The organism is Neptuniibacter sp. PT8_73, from assembly GCF_047778045.1.
Taxonomy (GTDB): Bacteria; Pseudomonadota; Gammaproteobacteria; order Pseudomonadales; family Balneatricaceae; genus Neptuniibacter.
In genome coordinates this window covers 903989-922942 of sequence record NZ_CP180545.1, presented here as the reverse complement: position 1 = coordinate 922942, position 18954 = coordinate 903989, and the positions used below count along the sequence as shown (strand labels likewise).

Below are 18954 nucleotides of genomic sequence, written 5' to 3'. Positions count from 1 at the left end.
CTTTTTTAGTGGTGGGTATCAGCTTAGTTTTGCTCGATACCTACGATAAACCAATCCGCATTTTCTTTAGTCATATCACGTGCCAAATGCCACGTTTCATTAAACTCAGTCGCTTCAGAGGCATTCTCTTTCAACCAACCGTAGAAGTTAATGCTCACAATCACCTCATCTTCTTGAGTGATGAAGTTAGCTAACTCAGACATAACCGATACCACTTCTGTTACCTGATCAGCTGGTGACTTAGCACGCTCTTGCTGAAGCGCATTAAACAACTCTTCAGAAGTATAAGTACGGATTTCGTCCCAATCAGAACGATCCCAAGCCTTTTGTAGGTTTACAAAGTGCTCACGGGAACCTTCCAAAAATGCGTCTTTATTAAACCAAGAAGGAATCTCGATCTCAGCAGAATCACCCCAACCGGAATCATAAGCAGGCATTGGTTTAAACTCCTGCACGTTCTCAGTTTGAGCTTCGCGCTGCATTGGCTGTGGCTGCTGTTCTGGTGTATAAGGCTGACCTTGCCCATGACCACCTTGCGTTGCGTAATCCGGACGCTGCGCCTGTTTTCGCATCGAGAAGATTTTGTAAACAATAAAGATCACCGCAGCGATCAGAATCAGATCCATAAACTGCAGACCTTCAAACGCCCCACCGAATAGTAACGCGCCAAAAATACCACCCGCCAACAAACCAGCCATCAAACCACCAAAACCTTTTTTCTTAGGTGCTGTAGTTGTATTTGTTGTCGTTTTATCAGCTTGCTTTTGTTGCTGTTGAGCAGGCTGTGATTTTTTAGGTGAAGAAAAGCTTTTACCAAATGAAGAACCACCACCAAAGCGTTTAGCTTCAGCTGTCTCAGCGATAGGAAGCGAAATCAAAAATACCGCCATTAAAGTAACCAAAAAAGTCCGCATTGTTTCTCCTAAATAACTAACTTTTACCGGCAACCGTACCGGCAACTACAGCAAGATAAATCCCTGTGAATATTAAAGCGATACCCCATAAATGAAAAGCCTGAACCTGCTCTGCAAGGAAAATCACCGACAATACAATTCCCCACATTGGCACTTGGTGAATAAACAACCCTGCTTTATGCGCACCGAGCTTCTCAACACCGTAATTCCAGAAAAGATAAGCCAGAATCGAGGGGAATACTGCTAAGTAAGAGATCAGTAAGATCAGATCCGTATCCCACTTAATCTGCAAAGCTCTCTCGGTTTCCAACATTGAAAGCGGTACTAGAATAATCACCCCTACGGTTAAAGAAACCGAGAAGAACGCAAACCCACTCATCTCTTTCGGTTTCCAACGCAACGCTAGGCTGTAACAAGCCCAAACAAACATTGCGAGTAACACCCAAAGGTCACCACTGTTGAAATTCAGCGACATTAAAGCCTCAGGATCACCTTTACTGATCAACGCTAAAACACCTAATAGCGAAAGCAATACACCTAACCATTGCCGCATCGATGCAGACTCTCGAAGCACTAATGTGCTCATACAGAGAATCATGATCGGCATTGAAGATTGCATCAACGTGCCATTCATAGCGGTCGTCGTTTGCAAACCGATATAAGCTAAGGTGTTGAAACCAGCCACACTCAAAGCACCAAACAGCACCAACCTAGGCCAATACTGACGAATTACATCGCGATGCTTATAAATGGCGGGGATAGCAAAAGGTAATAAAATAACGAACGCTAATGACCAACGAATCAACGCTAGCGTAATCGGAGGAATATCAACAGAAAAAGCACGCGCTAAAACAAAGTTACCCGCCCAAAAAAGCGTGGTAAGCGTCAACAGTAGATAAGCCAAATATGACCTCGAAAGCCTTATTTATTCTTCTGCAAAAAACGCGAAAGTAGACTGTTACTCGCATCATTGCCCGTAATGACATAGTGCAGGACATTATAATTATTTACAGTCCATTGCATACGGCGATTGGATTTATTTAAACCACAAATAAGGACTTCATCGCCCTCTTGTAGCTCATCCAACTCTCCGGGCAGCATATCGATAAAATCTCCACGCTTTAACATCAGAGGAAAGGCATGTAGATTTTTCTTACGATTGTGAGGGTCTTTAAAGAACAAAGAAAGCGTCAACTCGAAGCCCTGCCTCTTTGCTTCCATAAAAGCAGGTGTTTCCTTCTCGCCTACAGTATAGGCCCAGCTATCTAACTCCCTGTCCCCTACCACACTGCTCATACGATTAATCAATGTATGCGCCCAGACATCGTCAAATTTATCCCGCATCTCTTCGATAAATATAGGCACTAGCGGAGATTTAACATGCGCAAGGATACGGTTAGCAATAATACGCCCCGGCTCCATAATAAAATCGGCACGGCTGTTTTTGAAAACCAAGCTATTGGCGTGGATGTTCTGCCTAACCACTGTCAGGAGTTTCGGATTCAATTCCCTAGCCGTCATCATGATGGAGAGGTTATCGGCATCATTATTAGTACCGGCAACGATACCCACCGCATCCATAATCCCCGCTTCCATCAGTGTAACCGCTTCAGTACCGACGCCGGTTACTTGATGTGGAAGGTCTTTTATTTTTTCTGCATCAATATCTAAAACCGTCAGTTCGACATCGCTTTCATCAAAGTCCCGATACAAAGCTCGGCCAAAACGACCATGCCCACAGATAATCCAACGTCCTTTTGTACGCTGATAGACGCTGGAAAGCGGACGATGGAATGGATTGTGAATCCAGTCATAGACCAGATGCATATAAGGCGCATGAGCCGCTAAAGACAGATACTGGGCGTAAGTCCGGAACGGGTCCACCACCAGATCTGTACCAAAAGATTTTAGATTGGCAGAGGTAATATCAGATTCGGTACGACTGATCACCATCCGCTCAGGATTAAGCAGTTTACTAGCGATCGATATGGAGAGGTTGACCTGATCATGGTTCGTTAACGCCATGATGCCTATACATTTAGGATGTTGCAGGCCTGCTGCATCTAAGACATCGGGAAGCGAGGCATCGGCACACAGCGCGGAAACAGAGACAGGTAACTCATCCATCTCTAACGCATCTATTTTGTCCTGATTGATATCAACAACAACCACGCGGATGTCACGTCGTGCCAGCTGTCGAACAACGACACTCCCGGTCACGCCATAACCACAGATCAAATAAAATGGCTCGTTCATCTGGCGAACATCTGCAGTAAAGGAACGCCTGCGCATCATGCGGCCAAATACGGGTTCTTGTATCAGCGCCAGTGTCGTACCTATACCGTATAACCAAGCGATTACCGTGGCGTAGATACAAAAGAGCGTCCACATACGTTGAGCAGAGGTGAATTCATAAGGAATTTCACCAAAGCCGATGGTAGACCCCATAAAGGACACGAAATAAACCGCATGGAAGAAATCCATTCGGTAAACATTACCCTGATCATCCTCTCCAGGTATAAGTACAAATCCAAGTACTGAGATGGAGTAAACAACAATCAGAGTAATTAACGGCACCCTTAAGCGCCGTAAAAATAGATAGATAACGTTATTCATAAAGAATAATCGCTCAGTGCTTATCGACGCAGCATGGCAGTTTCAACTACCAACAAAATAACCGAGATAACATTGGCTAAGAGCGCGCCTGCACTTAGAGAAACAACGCTCGACATATTAGATGGGTCCATACCAATACCGCTAATCTGCTCTGCGTAACCCCAAATTCCTGCAGCGACGATTAGTTGCAGGTCAGCAACTAAAGAGGTAGCTAACATCAGTGCCCCTAGATGAGTGCGGTCACCAAATTTAATGACTGTACAGATCATGCTGACAACCAATGCAGCAAAAAACTCGTAAACGTTATGGTGAGCTGGGTTTTCTATATCCCCAAGAAAGAAGCCAAAGTTGAGCGTCAATGCCAACACAATAAAAAACGCAAAAATCACTTTTTCCTTGTTCATCGCTTCCTTCAACTCCTGAACTTTTTTAACGAAGATCTGGATTGTAACACCCATGCTTACTAAATCCATTGAGTTGGATTAAGGAACCCTAACCGTTATGCTTTGTCACAACATAACATTTTGGTGTTTTTACGATTTAAGGCTTATTTTTATGCTAACTCTTTCCATGCCACGGCTAGTTGTTTTTGCTGGTCTATTGTCTGCAGTTTTATCCACATCAGTATTCGCAGACGTCGAAAAAAGTCCCAACGATCCAAATGTGTATCGCAGCCTAACCTTAGATAATCAGCTGCGCGTTTTATTGATCTCGAATCCTAAAAGTGACAAAGGGGCTGCCTCTATGAATGTAGCGGTGGGCTCTAGCGCTAACCCTAAAGATCGCGCGGGTCTAGCTCATTATCTTGAACACATGCTGTTCCTAGGCACCGAAAAATACCCAGCAGCGGATGAATATCAGAGTTTCATCCGTTCTCACGGTGGCGGCCATAACGCTTATACATCAATGGAAAACACCAACTACTTCTTTGATGTCACAGCTGAAAATTTAGAACCCGCTTTAGATCGCTTTGCCCAATTCTTTATTGCGCCGCTCTTTGATGAAAAATACGTAGATCGGGAGCGACATGCTGTTCACTCGGAATATCAATCAAAGATTAAAGATGATTACCGCCGTAGCTATGCCGTAACAAAATCTTTAATGAACCAACAAAATAGCCACAACTGGTTTGCAGTGGGTAGTTTAGAAACTCTAGCCAATACTCCCGAGCGCCCAATTCGTAAAGAGTTAATCGAATTTTATCAGCGCTATTATTCTGCCAACCTGATGGCACTTGCCGTGCAAGGTAGAGAACCACTAGACCAATTAGAGCAGATGGTAAGAGAGAAATTCAGTGCGGTTAAAAACTACGATTCTAAAGCGTTTAAAACCAAAACCTCTCTGTTTAATCCTAAGCAACTACCGCAGTTGGTTAAGATCAAAAGCGTAAAAGATATCCGCTCACTTACGCTAACCTTCCCTACTGCTGAAACTCGCAGTCATTGGGAAAGCAAGCCGCTGTATTACATCAGCAACCTGATTGGCTATGAAGGCAAAGGCAGCTTACTTTCTCTACTGAAAGAGAAAGGCTTGGCAACGTCCCTTTCTGCTTCACAAGGCCATGATTTGGATAACCAAGCTAGCTTTATGGTCAGCATGCGCCTAACCGAACAAGGCCTAGAGCAGTACCAGCAAGTTATCCAAATGGTATTCCAGTATGTTGAATTGCTAAAACAAAGCGGTATTCAAAAAGCGCTATTTGATGAAGAGAAACAACTGAGCAACATCCGTTTTACCTTTCAGGAGCAATCTGAACCCATCCACATGGTGAGCGGTTTAACACGACAGATGCAATTTTTCCCAACGAAGAAAGTCATCTCTGCGAACTACACCTTTAATGAGTTTAAGCCTGAGCTGATTAAGCAATATTTGGATCAGATCAAGCCAGAGAATATGCTGGTAACCATTAAAGCGCGTAATGTTAAAGGCAACCAGACAGAACCTGATTACAACGTACCTTTTGAAGTTTCTCAGTTTAACGCGGGAACCTTGAATAGCTTCGCCGTAAAAGCAATTGATCCGAAATTAACGGTTCGCAGCACTAACCCATTTATTGCTCAAGACCTAGATCTTCTAGCAGCAGAAACTAAACAAGCACCTTATCTGCTGCAAGATAAACAAGGTTTCGAACATTGGCATTTAACCGATGTCAGTTTTAATGTGCCAAAAGCAAATGCCTATTTCACACTGCAAACCCCATTTGCCAATACCAGCGCTAAAAACTGGGTGATGAACAGCCTCTTCACTGAGATGCTTCAAGAGCAGCTCAATGAAACACTCTATGATGCTTATCTAGCTGGTCTAGGCACGAATATTTACCCACATATGAAGGGCTTTACGGTTCGCTTATCTGGTTATAACGACAAGCTAGATCTACTAACAAAAGATGTGGTTTCTGCGATTAATAAACCGGACTTACCAAAAGAGCGTTTTGAGATCCTGAAGCAGAAGTATCTAGATAACTTAGCGAACCAGCTAAATGACAAACCGTACAATCAAACGACGAGCCGTCTGTATGAATTGCTTCTACCTCAATGGAGCAATGCAGAGGAACGCCGCGAAGCAGAAAAACTGACGGTTAGAGATCTTGCCGCTTATGCAGTTAAATTGCAGGAAACGCCGGACATTAAACTACTTACACATGGCAATATAAGCGAAGCAGACGCTGAAACAGTGGCTTCACTGATCAAAGATAACCTATGGCAATCAGGCGCTAAAGAAGTCGCGCCAGTCCAAGTAGTTCAAGTTCCCCGCCAGCAGCTACTCACAGATAAGTTAGTGATTGATCATGATGATTCAGCGATCTCTGTTTTGCTACAAGGCAATAACAACAGCAATAAAGAGAAAGCTGAATTCTCTGTATTGAGCGAAATTTTATCCGCGCCTTTCTATAATCAGCTACGTACCGAAAAACAGCTGGGTTACATCGTCTTCGGTACACCTCTGCAGATGCACAAAACACCGGGTATTGCCTTTATCGTGCAATCCCCTGTGGCAGACGGCAAAACGCTGGTAAAAGAGATTGATCAGTTCTTAATGCAATCGAGCAATTTGATCTCGCAATTAAACCAGGAAGAGCTGAACAAATTTAAACGCAGTGTGATTTCAAGAATCACTAAGCAGGATAAAAAGCTATCCAGTCGTACCAAGCGGTTCTGGCGAGAGCTCGATTGGGGTGAAACAGAGTTTAATACCCGTAAGAAGCTGGCGGAAGCTGTAGAGAAAGTAACCTTAGACGATCTATCCAAACGCTACGCTGGTTTGTTTGATCGCCGTTTAACGGTCTTAAGCACAGGTAAGAAGTTTGAACGCCCTGCTATCGAACCGACACAATTAACTCGGTTGTTTAAGCAACGCAGAGATCAGGGTAATTTCACTCCTGATAACTGATGGCCCCTGACACTAGGGTAATCGCACGGTTATTGGTCTGGATTGATAACCGTGCGCTTTTTAGCTTTTTCTTGCTCTAATTCCAATTGTTTCTGCTTCTGCGCTTCTATCGGTCGGAAATAAACAGAATCTTTTACTTCAGGCTCAACCAACTCTTCACAGCCCTGCCCTAAGATAAGGCATCGTGCTTTCTTCTCATCCTTACCTATCTGGACAAAGATCTTGTCCTCACCTTTTAATGGTGGCTTTTTAGGTTTGCCTACCGGTACTTCATTGACCACTGGTGGAACATAAGGAATCACCACAGGCTCAGGCAGATTGCTGGGCAGATCTTTAGGTTGAACCTCGTTCATCCGCTCTTTATCGAAGGTACCTCTTCGCCAATCTTTATAGGCAGTTTCACCATCTACCGTGCCATAGTAATAGCCTTTAGGTGAGGTGATATCGTATTCGATAGGCAGTTCGACCTCTTCCTCCGCATAGGTAGCGCAAGAAAAAAGTAAAAGACCGAGAACAGCCGATCTAGTAAGCATCGTCAAAAGCATCTTCCATAGGATAAATAGCCTCAGCGTATACAGCTAATTCTTCCAAAATGTGGCGTTTATTATCATCCATTTCCGGCTGACCATAGAGTTCATTCAAGCGTTGGAAGAATGTATCCATAGTCAAATGACCACCTTCGCCTTTTAACAATTTACGACGACGATAATCTTCCCATTGCATCTGTTCTTCCTGAGTTAACACAGAGCTGCAATTACGCGCTTTATAGCGCAATAACATCTCCTCAAGCCGAGGATCTTGGAATGGCAGATCCAGTTCAGCTAACTCCTTCGGACCCGTTTGGCGAATTTGATCCATGGATTTACGATCTGATGGCGTAAAGAAACCGCCACTGTATAGCATCATATCCGGATCGCTTTCCGCCTCAAAAGGACTCTCACTATAGATATCGGCAATTTTCTGTGACAGACCAGTAAAACTTCGTAACATCTGCAAATGCGTTCGACACACATCCCCATCAATCTGCAAACGGGCCGCTTCTTCAGTATTTAACATGCCGGCAGGCGCTATGATCGGGCACTTATTGATATGCACCTGCTTTAACGCAATTTTCGGGTCTGCGTCAGTGAGTTCTGAGTGCTTGGTATAAAGTAGACGCCTCAACTCTTCGACCGGCAATTGCATTAGCGGTTCTGGATTAACACGTAGATCCCACACTAACACCCCATTTTTATTCACAGGGTGCGTCGCCAAGGGTGCCACAATAGCAGCATTACCATGCTCAACTGGGTAGCGAGAAGAAACATGCAACACAGGCTTATGACTTTGCGGGTCTAGAAGGTTTTGAATGGATTGTTTACTGCGGTTATTTAGCACGTAATTAAATAACTTAGGCTGCTTATCCCGCACCAGCTTTGCCATCTCAATCGTGGCATACACATCTGATAAAGCATCATGGGCGTGACCATGATCAATACCATTAGCGACCGTTAAATCTTCTAGTCTTAAACTTGGTGAGCCATCTTCATATTTAGGCCAAGTAATCCCTTCAGGACGTAGGGATCGAGTTAATCGCAACATATCGATAATATCCCAACGGGAACAACCGTTTTGCCACTCTCGGGAATAGGGGTCAAAGAAGTTACGATACAAACCGTATCGCGTTACCTCATCATCAAATCGAATACTGTTGTAGCCCACACCACATGTACCAGGGCGAGCTAGTTGCTCATGAATCTGCGCAAAGAAATCCGCTTCACACACACCCTCTTCTATCGCTTTTTGCGGTGTAATCCCTGTAATCAAACACGCTTCTGGATGAGGGAGTTGGTCCTCACTTGGTTTGCAATAAAACATCACCGGCTCTTCGATGATGTTTAGCTGATCATCGGTACGAATACCGGCAAACTGGACCGGCCAATCGCGTTTAGGATCTGCGCCAAATGTTTCATAGTCATGCCAAAAAAATGTTAAAGGCGCATTAGCCATAAATTATCCTTGCCAAAAGGGTAAATCTGATAGATATAATGTGGTTATTAGCTATATATTTTAAAAGAATAGCCAATAGAACGCTCTGTATTTCAGATTAACATTTCAATGTTAAGGGTTCACCCATGTCTCATAATCAGGATGTAATGAACAAAGTTTGTCCCTGTGGTTCCAACAAACCTTTTGATTACTGCTGCAAACCAATCGTACAAGGGCAAAAACCTGCACCAACGGCGGAAGCATTGATGCGATCCCGCTACACAGCCTTCGCGCTGGGTGCTATCGATTATCTAATCAATACCACTGCGCCAGAAAACCGTGGCGAAGATGATGCCGAAATTTTGGCAGACCAAGTTAAATACACGAATTGGACTGGCCTAACAATTCTGGATACCAGCCAAGGTAACCGGTCTGACGAAACAGGCATGGTTGAGTTCGAAGCCAATTTCGAAACAGATGATCAAAGTGGTACTTTGTATGAGAAGTCGAACTTCCGCAAAGATGATGGATTCTGGTTCTACGTCGACGGTGATGTAGAGGTTAGGACCTAGTAAGAAGACAATTTTTCATCTTTCGTAAGGGCTCGGTAAGCAAAATTTGCTTTTTTTATCCGTGCCCTTTCCCAAAGACCTTCTATTTCTTGGGCTTAGCAACAAACCCTAACTCTGTAATAGTCTGAGTTTGCCTTTTCTTTTGTCACACTCTCTCAAAAAAACTCTCTTTGCTGGCACATTATCTTAATGTCAACGCTGTCAGAATCCTAATTCTCAGGTAGAATGTTGGCCCTTAAAGGTAGCGCGTTCCATCATATATACGCGTAGCCGTAGAAGTACAGGTCACTATGCTAGCAAGATTTTTAAAGCCAAATTGGCAACATGCCAAGCCCGAAAAGCGGATCAAAGCGATTGCAAAGCTTCGCGAAACTGATGCCGATGCACAAACTATCCTATCGCAGCTAGCACTGAAGGATGAGGATGAAACAGTACGCTTAAGTGCTACTGAAAAGCTCTCCGACCTTAATTTATTAGTCCAGATCAGCCAGAACGACAGTTCTAGCAATATCCAACAATTAGCTCTACACCGAATTAGCCAGATTCTTCTCAGCCAAGAAGATACTCCGCTTCAGGAAGAAAAAAGCACTGCGCTAGCCTACATTACTGATGGCGATTTACTGACTCACATTGCACTGAATAGCCAAGACGAACAGCTTCGAGAGCAAGCTGTCATTCAAGTTACTGACGATCATGATCTTGTCCTTATAGCAGAGAAAAGCCAACGGGCTAGCTTGCGCGTCCTAGCTGCCGGACAGATCAACAGTGAAGAGATTCTTGAGCAGCTCCAAAAGGCAGCTCGTAATAAAGATAAAGGCGTCGTTAAAGTCACTAAAGAAAAGCTTCAAATCATTCGTGAACAACAGAAGCAAGAACAAGTTCAACAAGAAGCTATCCAGAAGCAATTAGCGGCTATTCAACAACTCGCTACAGCTGAATTCTTTCCGCTGTATTCTGCAAAGATGACTGCAATTGAGGCAGACTGGGAAAAACTTCGCGCTTCAACAAATGAAGAACAACAAGAGTTTTTCCAAGAAAAGCTAGAACGTTGTTCTGAAACAATCCGGAAGCATGATGCAGAACAACAGGCTGAGCAAGAGAAAGCTGCTCAGCTAGAGCAGCAAAAAGCGCAAAGCCACGCTGTTTACTCTGAGCTTTGTATTCTAAAAGAACAAAGCACCGCATTACCCGCAGATCATCAACAGTTAAAATCCTTCCAGTCTCGATTGGAATCGCTTTGTACTGATTGGACAGCTATTAAGCAATACAGCAGCAAAGATGAGCAGGCTAGCTTCGATAAAATCACCGCTCAATTAAAGAACCTATTGGTTTCTTACTTTCATCTGCTTGAAGCTGAAGAAAAAATTATAGCTCTGTGCGCTGTATTGAATGGTTCATCTGATATTGGGCCATTAAACAAAGCCGCGCAAGAAGCCACACAGCTGATAAACAAATTTAGCTGGCCTAAATTACAAGAGAAGCCTGCTTCACTAGTGCAGCTAGAAGAAGGTTTAGCTAAAGCGAAGTTGCGTCTAGACGCAGATAATAATCATGCGCTACAGCTGCAAAAAGAGCTTAGCGATGTCTTAGATGGACTAAAATCTGCAATTTCATCCGGCGAAATTCGCTCAGCAGATAAGCAAATTAAAAAAGCGGAACAACTAAGCAAACGCTTAAATGGCAATCTAACGCCAGAACTTGAACAGCGCATTAAAGCACTTGGAGCCGAACTCCAAGAGATTAGGGATTGGCAAGCTTACGCAGTAGCACCGAAAAAAGAATCCCTATGTGAAGAGATGGAAGCGCTTAGCCAATCCAACCTAGCAGTACAAGATTTAGCAACCCAAGTTCGTAGAATCCAGAAAGAGTGGAAACTACTTGATGCGACCGATTCTGTTCATTCGCAACAGCTTTGGAAGCGTTTCAAGAAGGCCTCTGACACTGCATATGCGCCTTGTGACCAGCACTTTGCTCAACAACGAGATATTCGCAAGAGCAATTTAGAAAAGCGCCAACTGATCTTAGAGGAGCTAAAAAACCTACAAGCACCTCAAGAAGAGACTGTCGAAAGCTGGAAAGACTATAGTCATCAGATCCATCAAGCGAAAACAGAATGGCGCAATTACTCTCCTGTTGATCGTGCTCCAGGTAAAAAGCTACAAGTTCAGTTTGATCAATTATTAAAAGAACTGGATGCTCCGCTAAAAGAGATTCGACAAGCGAACGCCAAAGAAAAGCAAAGCTTAATTGCCGAAACAGAGCAACTTCTGCAAGCAACAAATCTTCATGATGCAACAGAGCAAGTTAAAGAGCTGCAAAAGGCTTGGAAACTAATTGGCCCTGCTCCACGTAATCAGGAACGAAAGCTTTGGAACCAGTTCAGAGAGAACTGCAGTCAAACTTTTGAAATGTATTTCGCTGATAAATCATCATCGAAAGAAGGCAGCTCTCCGTCACAAAACAGTAATGCTTTAGAAAAGCAGTGCACTGAACTTGAACAGCTGATTGAAACCGGTGCCAGTCTAAACCATCTACAAGAATTGCTTGGCTCGATGCAACAGCATCTTCCGGTTGAGGACGAAACGCTATCTGAGCGTATCGAGAAAGCGATTAACTATGTGCAGCGCCAAAAGCACGAGTTGAAACAATTTGAGTCTGAGCCATATCTGACGATTCAGCGTAAAGCAGAGATTTGTGAACAGCTTGAACATGCAATTTTGGATGAAACGACAAGCGACTGCTTAGACTCACTACGAGAAGCTTGGGAACACGAACCTGCATCGCCTTCTGATACATCAGATATAGATCAGCGCTTTGCTGTTCTGCTATCTCTGATCTCTAATCCAGATCAAATGGATGAGATGATCAATACCCAAGAGCAACGTTTGCGTCATCTGTGCATTCGCTTGGAGATCGCAACTTCTCAGCCTTCACCACCGGAAGACCAAGCACTGCGCATGGAATATCAGATGGAGCGCTTACAGCAAGCACTAGCTGAACAAAAGCAGGGCTTTAATCTCAGTGAGATCAAACAGCTCGAACAAGAATGGCTAGGCATACCTTTTGCCGCTCATTTCGAAGAGTTCAATGAACGCTTTGAAGAAAGATTGCAGCAATTACTGTAAAAAGATTAGAAACAAAAAAAACCGCTAAAAAGCGGTTTTTTTATATATAAGCTATTCAGCTTTATGACATGTGCAAGCCGCCATTCACCGACATATCCGCACCTGTGATATAACCAGAGTGCTCGCCACACAAGAAATTACACATGTGACCAATCTCTTCAGGCGTACCAAAACGACCAACAGGGATGCCAGCACAAATCTGGTCTTGGATCTCTTGAGCGATTTTCGCCACCATGGCCGTTTTAATATAACCAGGCGAAACTGTATTTACCGTCACACCTTTACGTGCAACCTCTTGCGCCAAGGCTTTAGTGAAACCATGAATACCTGCTTTTGCTGCAGAGTAGTTACACTGACCAAACTGACCTTTCTGAGCGTTTACGGAAGAGATATTGATGATACGGCCCCAGCCGCTATCAATCATGCCGTTAATAACCAAACGGGTCATATGGAACATTGAATCAAGGTTAGCAGTTAACACCTCATCCCACTGCTCCCAACTCATTTTTTTAAACTGACCATCACGTGTGATACCTGCGTTATTTATCAGAATATCAACTGTACCGCCTGTCAACTCTTCAACTGTAGCAATACATTGTGCACATGACTCGGCATCAGTCACATCACCGTAAGCCACATCGATTTCATAACCTGCTGCTTTTTGCTCTGCTTGCCACGCTTGAGCTTTTGAATGATCTCCACCGCTGTTGTAACCAGCAACTACTCGGAATCCACCATCAACCAATTCACGGCAAATAGATGTTCCTAAGCCACCTGTTCCACCTGTTACTAGGGCAATTTTCTGACCCATGTTACATCCCCTTATACGCATTTGTGCTTTGTAGTAATTATTTATGGTCCATCATTTCCAAACTAAGAATACCGACCAGCTCGAGGCTTTAAAAAGGTATTTCATAAGTTGGTTATATATCGATCATAATCCGATCTCTTCAACGATAATAATATGACTTTGGTTGAAGAGTAATAAGGATAATCCAATACTATGAAATAAAAGTGACAAACCAGCACATCCGAGGAAGCTGACGCAATGCAACAATAATATTCGCGATTGAATCTATAACGGCAAAAGAGATGTATAGAACAAAAAACAACAGAAATTAAGAAACCGGCATAAAGACTGGCTTTTCAGTAAGTTAAGAATATTGATCAGATTAAGGATGTAAATTTCTTTATCGTTAAGAAAAGCCATTAAGCCATCTGTTTTTTACTGCATCGCAACAACCGTAAGCATAGTAAAGCAGCTAACAGTCTTAACGGTTTTGATGGACCTAAACAGAAAGTTTAAGGGTAAACGCGTATTCAAGCGCCCGCAGCGGGCACAACATCTGACTCTTGTATCTCACAAATTCCCGATTCTGGGTCGCAAATAGGCAGGACAACAAGGTGGTCAAATTCAATTTTTAACCCGATACGCTCACCTACATCATGGTCATGATGACACGCGGTAATACAAGGTACGATTTCGCCATTATCCAATTGGACTTGGTAAAGGTAATGTGAACCTCTAAACCACTTACTGACTATGAGCCCAGTTATATCACTGTCTTCTTCATGCTGGATATCATCCGGGCGGATTAACAATTCAACCTCAGTCCCTGGCGCATAGACTAACTTTTCGTCCCCGACCAAAACGCCTAACGATGTCTCAACCGAATAAGCATCTTTAATACGCGCCTTAAGAAATTCTCCCAAACCGATAAAGTCAGCTACAAAGCGAGTTTTCGGTTCGTGATAGATATTAAAAGCCGTGCCCCACTGTTGAATAACACCTTGTTGCATTACGGCAATTTTATCTGCCATTGCAAAGGCTTCCATCTGGTCGTGTGTTACCAGAATAGCACTCATCTCTTCTTGCTTGAGGATATCTCGGATTTCAGGCACTAGGGTTTCACGTAGGTTAGCATCCAAACCAGAAAACGGCTCATCCAACAACAGTAGATCTGGCTTTGGCGCCATCGCTCGTGCAAGCGCGATCCGTTGTTGCTGACCACCCGATAATGAATGAGGGTAACGTTCCTCTACACCAGGCAAACCAACAAGCTCAAGCAGCTCAGAAATACGGGAATTCTTATCAGCTTTGCTCCAATTTTTGATTCCAAACGCAATATTATCCGCGATACTCAAATGCGGGAACAATGCGATATCTTGGAAAACCATACCTATATTACGCTGCTCTGTAGGCATGGAAAATTGCGAAGTGGATAACTGCTGTCCCAACATGGAAATCTCGCCAGATTTAACCGGCTCAAATCCTGCAATCGATCTTAGCAGTGTAGATTTACCACAGCCACTAGGTCCCAAGAGACAACCAATTTCACCCTTTTCTAATCCCAAAGAAACATTATGCACAACCTCAACATCACCATAGGCTAAGGTCACATCATCAATTAAAAGGTGTTTTGCTTGGCTCATAACTTAGTTTCCTGCACGCCCTTTAGATATTGAGCGGCTTAGTAAAATCACCGGTAATAGACCTACCGCAACTATCAATAATGACGCTGGCGCCGCATCAATCAATCTTTCATCTGACGCTAACTCAAACGCTCTAACAGCTAACGTGTTGAAGTTAAAAGGCCTTAATATAAGAGTCGCTGGTAGCTCTTTTAAAACATCGACAAAGACAATAAGAAGTGCGGTTAACACCGAACTACGCATCAACGGCACATGTACTTGTTTTAATACTTGTAACGGCGTACAGCCTAAAGTGCGCGCCGCACCATCTAGACTTGGTTTTATCTTACCTAAACCACTCTGAATCGCGCCAAGCGATACTGCTAAGAAACGAACGGTATAAGCAAACAATAGTGCGATAATCGTACCTGACAGGATCAGCCCTAAGTCAATGTCGAACCAATTTTTGGCAGCAGCGATAAGTTGATGGTCCATCCATGCAAATGGGATAATCACCCCTATAGCGATGATCGTTCCAGGTAGAGCATAGCCCATCCCTGCGGTCGCAATAGAGAAGCGCACACTTTTACTTGGCGTTAGGCGGCCTGCATAAGCAAGTAAAAGCGCAAAACCTACCGCAATTAAGGCAGCCAAAAATGCCAAATAGAAAGAGTTCCAAGCTAACTCGACAAAATCACCATCAGACAGATCCGCCTGTGTAAAGCTCCAATATCCAAGCAAGCCTGCTGGAATCAGAAAACCAAATAGAACTGGAAATAAACAAACGATAAAAGCAAAAAATGCCTTGCCGCCTTTCAGCTCGATTAACTTTGCCTTAGCTTTATATTCTGCTGAAGAGTGATACCGCGCTTTACGGCGAGAGTATTTTTCCACCAACACTAACAGTGCTACAAATCCAAGTAAGAAAGCTGCTAACTGAGCCGCAGCAGCGGAGTCACCAAAACCATAAAAGGTACGAAAAATACCCGTAGTAAAGGTACTAACGCCGAAATACTGCACGGTGCCATAATCCGCCAATGTCTCCATCAACGCCAAAGTTAAGCCAGCTATGATTGCAGGACGCGCCAAAGGCAAAGCTAATTTAAACAAGCCTTGCCACTGGTTATAACCTAGAGTTCTGCTGACTTCTAAAGTACTAGCGGACTGTTCAAGAAAGGCAGCTCGACTTAAAAGATAGACATACGGATACAATACTAGAGCCAGCATCACGATCGCTCCACTTAAAGAGCGAACTTCGAAAAACCAATACTCGCCGTAACCTAACCCGGTAACATCTCTTATTAAGGTTTGCACGGGACCTGCGTAATCAAGCAATCCAGTATAAGTGTAAGCAATGATATAAGCAGGGACAGCTAAAGGCAGCAGTAAAGCCCAAGCAAACAACTTGCGCCCAGGGAATTCACAAACGCTTGTGAGCCAAGCCGTTGGGATACCTAAAAGAAGAACACCAAACGCGACTCCAAGCATCAATAGCAATGAGTTACTGACGTAATCAGCGAGGACGGTATTGTATAGGTGAGAAAAAACATCCGCAGAGCCGTTAAAAACAAATCCAACGATTACAGCAATCGGCAGCAACAACAGAAAGGTCACGACGAAAGAACTCGTCGCAAGCCAATTTTGTCCAAATTGTTTGATTTTAACTGCAGGCATTATTTTTACAGGCTCTGAAAAAACAGAAAACGCCTGTAAGACTTCTCTACAGGCGCTTAGGTCAAGCTATTCTATCACTTAATAAACAATTACTTGATAGTAAAAATGGATCACTTCCAACCAGCGCGATCCATTAATTCAACTGCGCTACGGTTATTTTCACCCAGCTTGCTCAACACAATATCGTCAGCAGTAAACGCACCCAACCCAGCCAACGTATCAGAAACCTTAGCAGTCGTTACTACAGGATATTCGTTATTCACTTCTGCATACCAAGCTTGAGACTGATCAGAAGCCATAAACTCCATTAGCTTCACTGCATTCTCAATGTTACGAGCATGCTTAGTCACACCAGCACCACTCACGTTCATATGAACACCACGGTCAGCTTGGTTTGGCCAAAATGCAGCCAATTTAGCACCCACTGCTTTTTTCTCAGCATTTTCGCTATTTAGCAAACGACCAAAATAGTAAGTATTTGCTAAGGCGATATCACATACGCCTGCTGCTGCAGCTTTAAGCTGATCTGTATCACCACCTGAAGGCGGCTTAGCAAAGTTTTTAACTAGACCTTTAGCCCAAGCTTCTGTTTTCTCTACGCCGATAGCATCGATCATAGAAGCAACTAGGGATTGGTTGTAAATATTGCTGGAAGAGCGAACACAGATACGTCCTTTCCATTTTGGATCAGCTAGATCTTCATAAGTGGACAACTCAGAAGGATCAACTTTACCTTTTACGTAAAAGATCGTTCTTGCACGCTGCGACATGCCATACCAATAGCCGTCAGCGTCTTTAAGGCTTTGCGGGATAACTTTATTTAGAGTATCGCTTCCAGATACCTGAAGAACACCAGCACTTTTAGCGCGATGCAAACGCCCGGCATCGACAGTAACAAACAGATCAGCAGGGCTTGCTTTACCTTCTACCTCAAGGCGCTTTAACAGCGCATCAGCCTTACCTGTTACAAGGTTTACACTAATGCCAGTTTCATCTGTAAATCGATCTAGAAGCGGTTTAATCAAGGCTTCTTTACGAGCCGAATAAACATTTACAACACCGGCTTCTTGAGCAAAAGCAGATGTAGGCAATAAAGCGGATACAGTGACGGCAGCAACAGCACCTACAGAGGAAACAATCTTAGCTAAAGCATTTATCTTCATTAAAAAACCTCAACACTCAACAATACAAAACGTGTCTTAAAGTAAGAATAGAATCATAAACGATAACCGTTATCATTGATATATATCTATTCAATTATCATTTGCTACTTTTGGCTTTGATATCTGCATTAAGCGGCTAACTATTGATTTAAACGGCTGAAAATAAAGATAGAGAACATTTTGCTCATTCGCCTCAACTTTTCTGGAAATACCAAACTCCAGTTCCTGATCTCGTTCAGAATGAACCAAAGTACCTGTCCAGCGATCCCAAACAGCCAAGATAACCCCATAGTTTTTATCAAAATGCTTAGGCAAGGTTGAATGATGGATCTGATGTTGCGCCGGTGAGATCAACCATCGCTCCACTCCATTCCAATAACCGATCGCTATCTGAGAATGACGTAAATTAGCCCCCAACACATTAAACAAAAAGGTCGTAACGACCACGCCGTAAAACATATATATGTCCACGCGATCACCGAACAGAAAGTTAAAGACTGCGATTAAAACCCCTTGAACAAATATCGATCGAAACGAAAACAGTATTCCTTCAACCGGATGGGTACGAAACACAGTGATGGGTGTTAAGACCCGTGCGGAGTGATGGACTTTATGAAACTCCCACAAAAACGGTACTTCATGCAGAAGTTTGTGAACAAAAAAACGGGAGAAGTCATTCAGGATAAAGTAACTGAATGTAAATAGTGCCGTTATCGTCCATAGTGGCCAGTCATTACCAACAGATTGATAACCCCACCATTCATAACACTTAAAAAAGAGCCATTGAGACACTGTAATGTGCGTCAGTAGCAACGGCGCTATAAATAAAAAAGAGAACTTGTTGATCAGAAAAATAAGATAATCAGCTTTCGCTGATTGGGACCACCAAACCTTGGCGCTAAAGATAACCGAAATGGCTTTCCCGACAGAGACTCGTTTAGTTTGAACCAACCAAACGGCAGCAATAACGAGAGCTGCTAACAAATAACCCCAATACACGCGTTTTTTACTATCGGTAAAATCCACGAGTACTGAATTATAGAATTCAGAAAAGATCTCGAGCATAGTCCCCTCAAATACAAAAAAGCCAGCCCTGTTAGCAAGGCTGGCTTTTATCAAT

Annotated in this window: 14 protein-coding genes; 3 read left to right on the top strand and 11 right to left on the bottom strand. The window is 43.4% G+C overall.

Features of this window, described 5'->3' with window-relative positions; translation table 11 throughout:
* Positions 1-23: 23 nt before the first annotated feature.
* The 4 genes from ACMXYN_RS04060 to ACMXYN_RS04045 are packed head-to-tail and all read right to left on the bottom strand — an operon-like array spanning position 24 to position 3988.
* Positions 24-914 carry a Tim44 domain-containing protein gene (locus ACMXYN_RS04060; protein ID WP_415893608.1) on the bottom strand — a complete coding sequence of 297 codons (891 nt, stop codon included), beginning with the start codon at positions 912-914 and terminating at the stop codon, positions 24-26.
* Between the two features lie 16 nt (positions 915-930).
* Positions 931-1818, bottom strand: a complete 888-nt coding sequence (locus tag ACMXYN_RS04055; RefSeq protein ID WP_415893607.1) for a DMT family transporter — start codon at positions 1816-1818, stop codon at positions 931-933.
* Positions 1819-1835: 17 nt separating this feature from the next.
* Positions 1836-3530, bottom strand: a complete 1695-nt coding sequence (locus tag ACMXYN_RS04050) for a potassium channel family protein (RefSeq protein ID WP_415893606.1) — start codon at positions 3528-3530, stop codon at positions 1836-1838.
* A gap of 20 nt (positions 3531-3550) precedes the next feature.
* Entirely contained in the window at positions 3551-3988 is a 438-nt protein-coding gene (locus ACMXYN_RS04045; RefSeq protein WP_415883675.1) for a DUF6394 family protein, read from the bottom strand.
* A 97-nt stretch (positions 3989-4085) separates the two neighbouring features.
* On the opposite strand from ACMXYN_RS04045, the gene ACMXYN_RS04040 reads away from it, so the two are divergent.
* Positions 4086-6920, top strand: coding sequence for an insulinase family protein (locus tag ACMXYN_RS04040; protein WP_415893605.1), 2835 nt, complete (start codon positions 4086-4088; stop codon positions 6918-6920).
* Positions 6921-6949: 29 nt separating this feature from the next.
* On the opposite strand, the gene ACMXYN_RS04035 is transcribed toward ACMXYN_RS04040, so the two are convergent.
* Both ACMXYN_RS04035 and sbcB read right to left on the bottom strand, forming a co-directional pair.
* Complete coding sequence (locus ACMXYN_RS04035; protein WP_415893604.1) at positions 6950-7453, bottom strand: hypothetical protein; 504 nt, start codon at positions 7451-7453, stop codon at positions 6950-6952.
* Positions 7443-8909: an exodeoxyribonuclease I gene (gene sbcB / locus ACMXYN_RS04030; RefSeq protein WP_415893603.1), complete on the bottom strand. Its 1467-nt coding sequence runs from the start codon at positions 8907-8909 to the stop codon at positions 7443-7445. The genes ACMXYN_RS04035 and sbcB overlap by 11 nt, the downstream gene beginning before the upstream one ends.
* 125 nt (positions 8910-9034) lie before the next feature.
* Here sbcB and ACMXYN_RS04025 point away from each other — a divergent pair, with 125 nt between their 5' ends.
* Complete coding sequence (locus ACMXYN_RS04025) at positions 9035-9460, top strand: YchJ family protein (protein WP_415893602.1); 426 nt, start codon at positions 9035-9037, stop codon at positions 9458-9460.
* Positions 9461-9750: 290 nt separating this feature from the next.
* A complete protein-coding gene (locus ACMXYN_RS04020) occupies positions 9751-12585 on the top strand; it encodes a DUF349 domain-containing protein (RefSeq protein WP_415893601.1) in 2835 nt (944 codons plus the stop codon).
* A gap of 61 nt (positions 12586-12646) precedes the next feature.
* Here ACMXYN_RS04020 and phbB read toward each other — a convergent pair whose 3' ends face one another.
* From phbB to ACMXYN_RS03995, 5 genes are all read right to left on the bottom strand, one after another.
* On the bottom strand, positions 12647-13396 hold the full coding sequence (gene phbB / locus ACMXYN_RS04015) for an acetoacetyl-CoA reductase (RefSeq protein WP_415883669.1): 750 nt from the start codon (positions 13394-13396) through the stop codon (positions 12647-12649).
* A gap of 509 nt (positions 13397-13905) precedes the next feature.
* Positions 13906-15018: an ABC transporter ATP-binding protein gene (locus ACMXYN_RS04010; protein WP_415893600.1), complete on the bottom strand. Its 1113-nt coding sequence runs from the start codon at positions 15016-15018 to the stop codon at positions 13906-13908.
* Positions 15019-15021: 3 nt separating this feature from the next.
* Entirely contained in the window at positions 15022-16671 is a 1650-nt protein-coding gene (locus ACMXYN_RS04005; RefSeq protein ID WP_415893599.1) for an ABC transporter permease, read from the bottom strand.
* A 110-nt stretch (positions 16672-16781) separates the two neighbouring features.
* Entirely contained in the window at positions 16782-17834 is a 1053-nt protein-coding gene (locus ACMXYN_RS04000; RefSeq protein WP_415893598.1) for a Fe(3+) ABC transporter substrate-binding protein, read from the bottom strand.
* Positions 17835-17924: 90 nt separating this feature from the next.
* Entirely contained in the window at positions 17925-18899 is a 975-nt protein-coding gene (locus ACMXYN_RS03995) for a sterol desaturase family protein (protein ID WP_415893597.1), read from the bottom strand.
* Positions 18900-18954 lie beyond the last annotated feature (55 nt).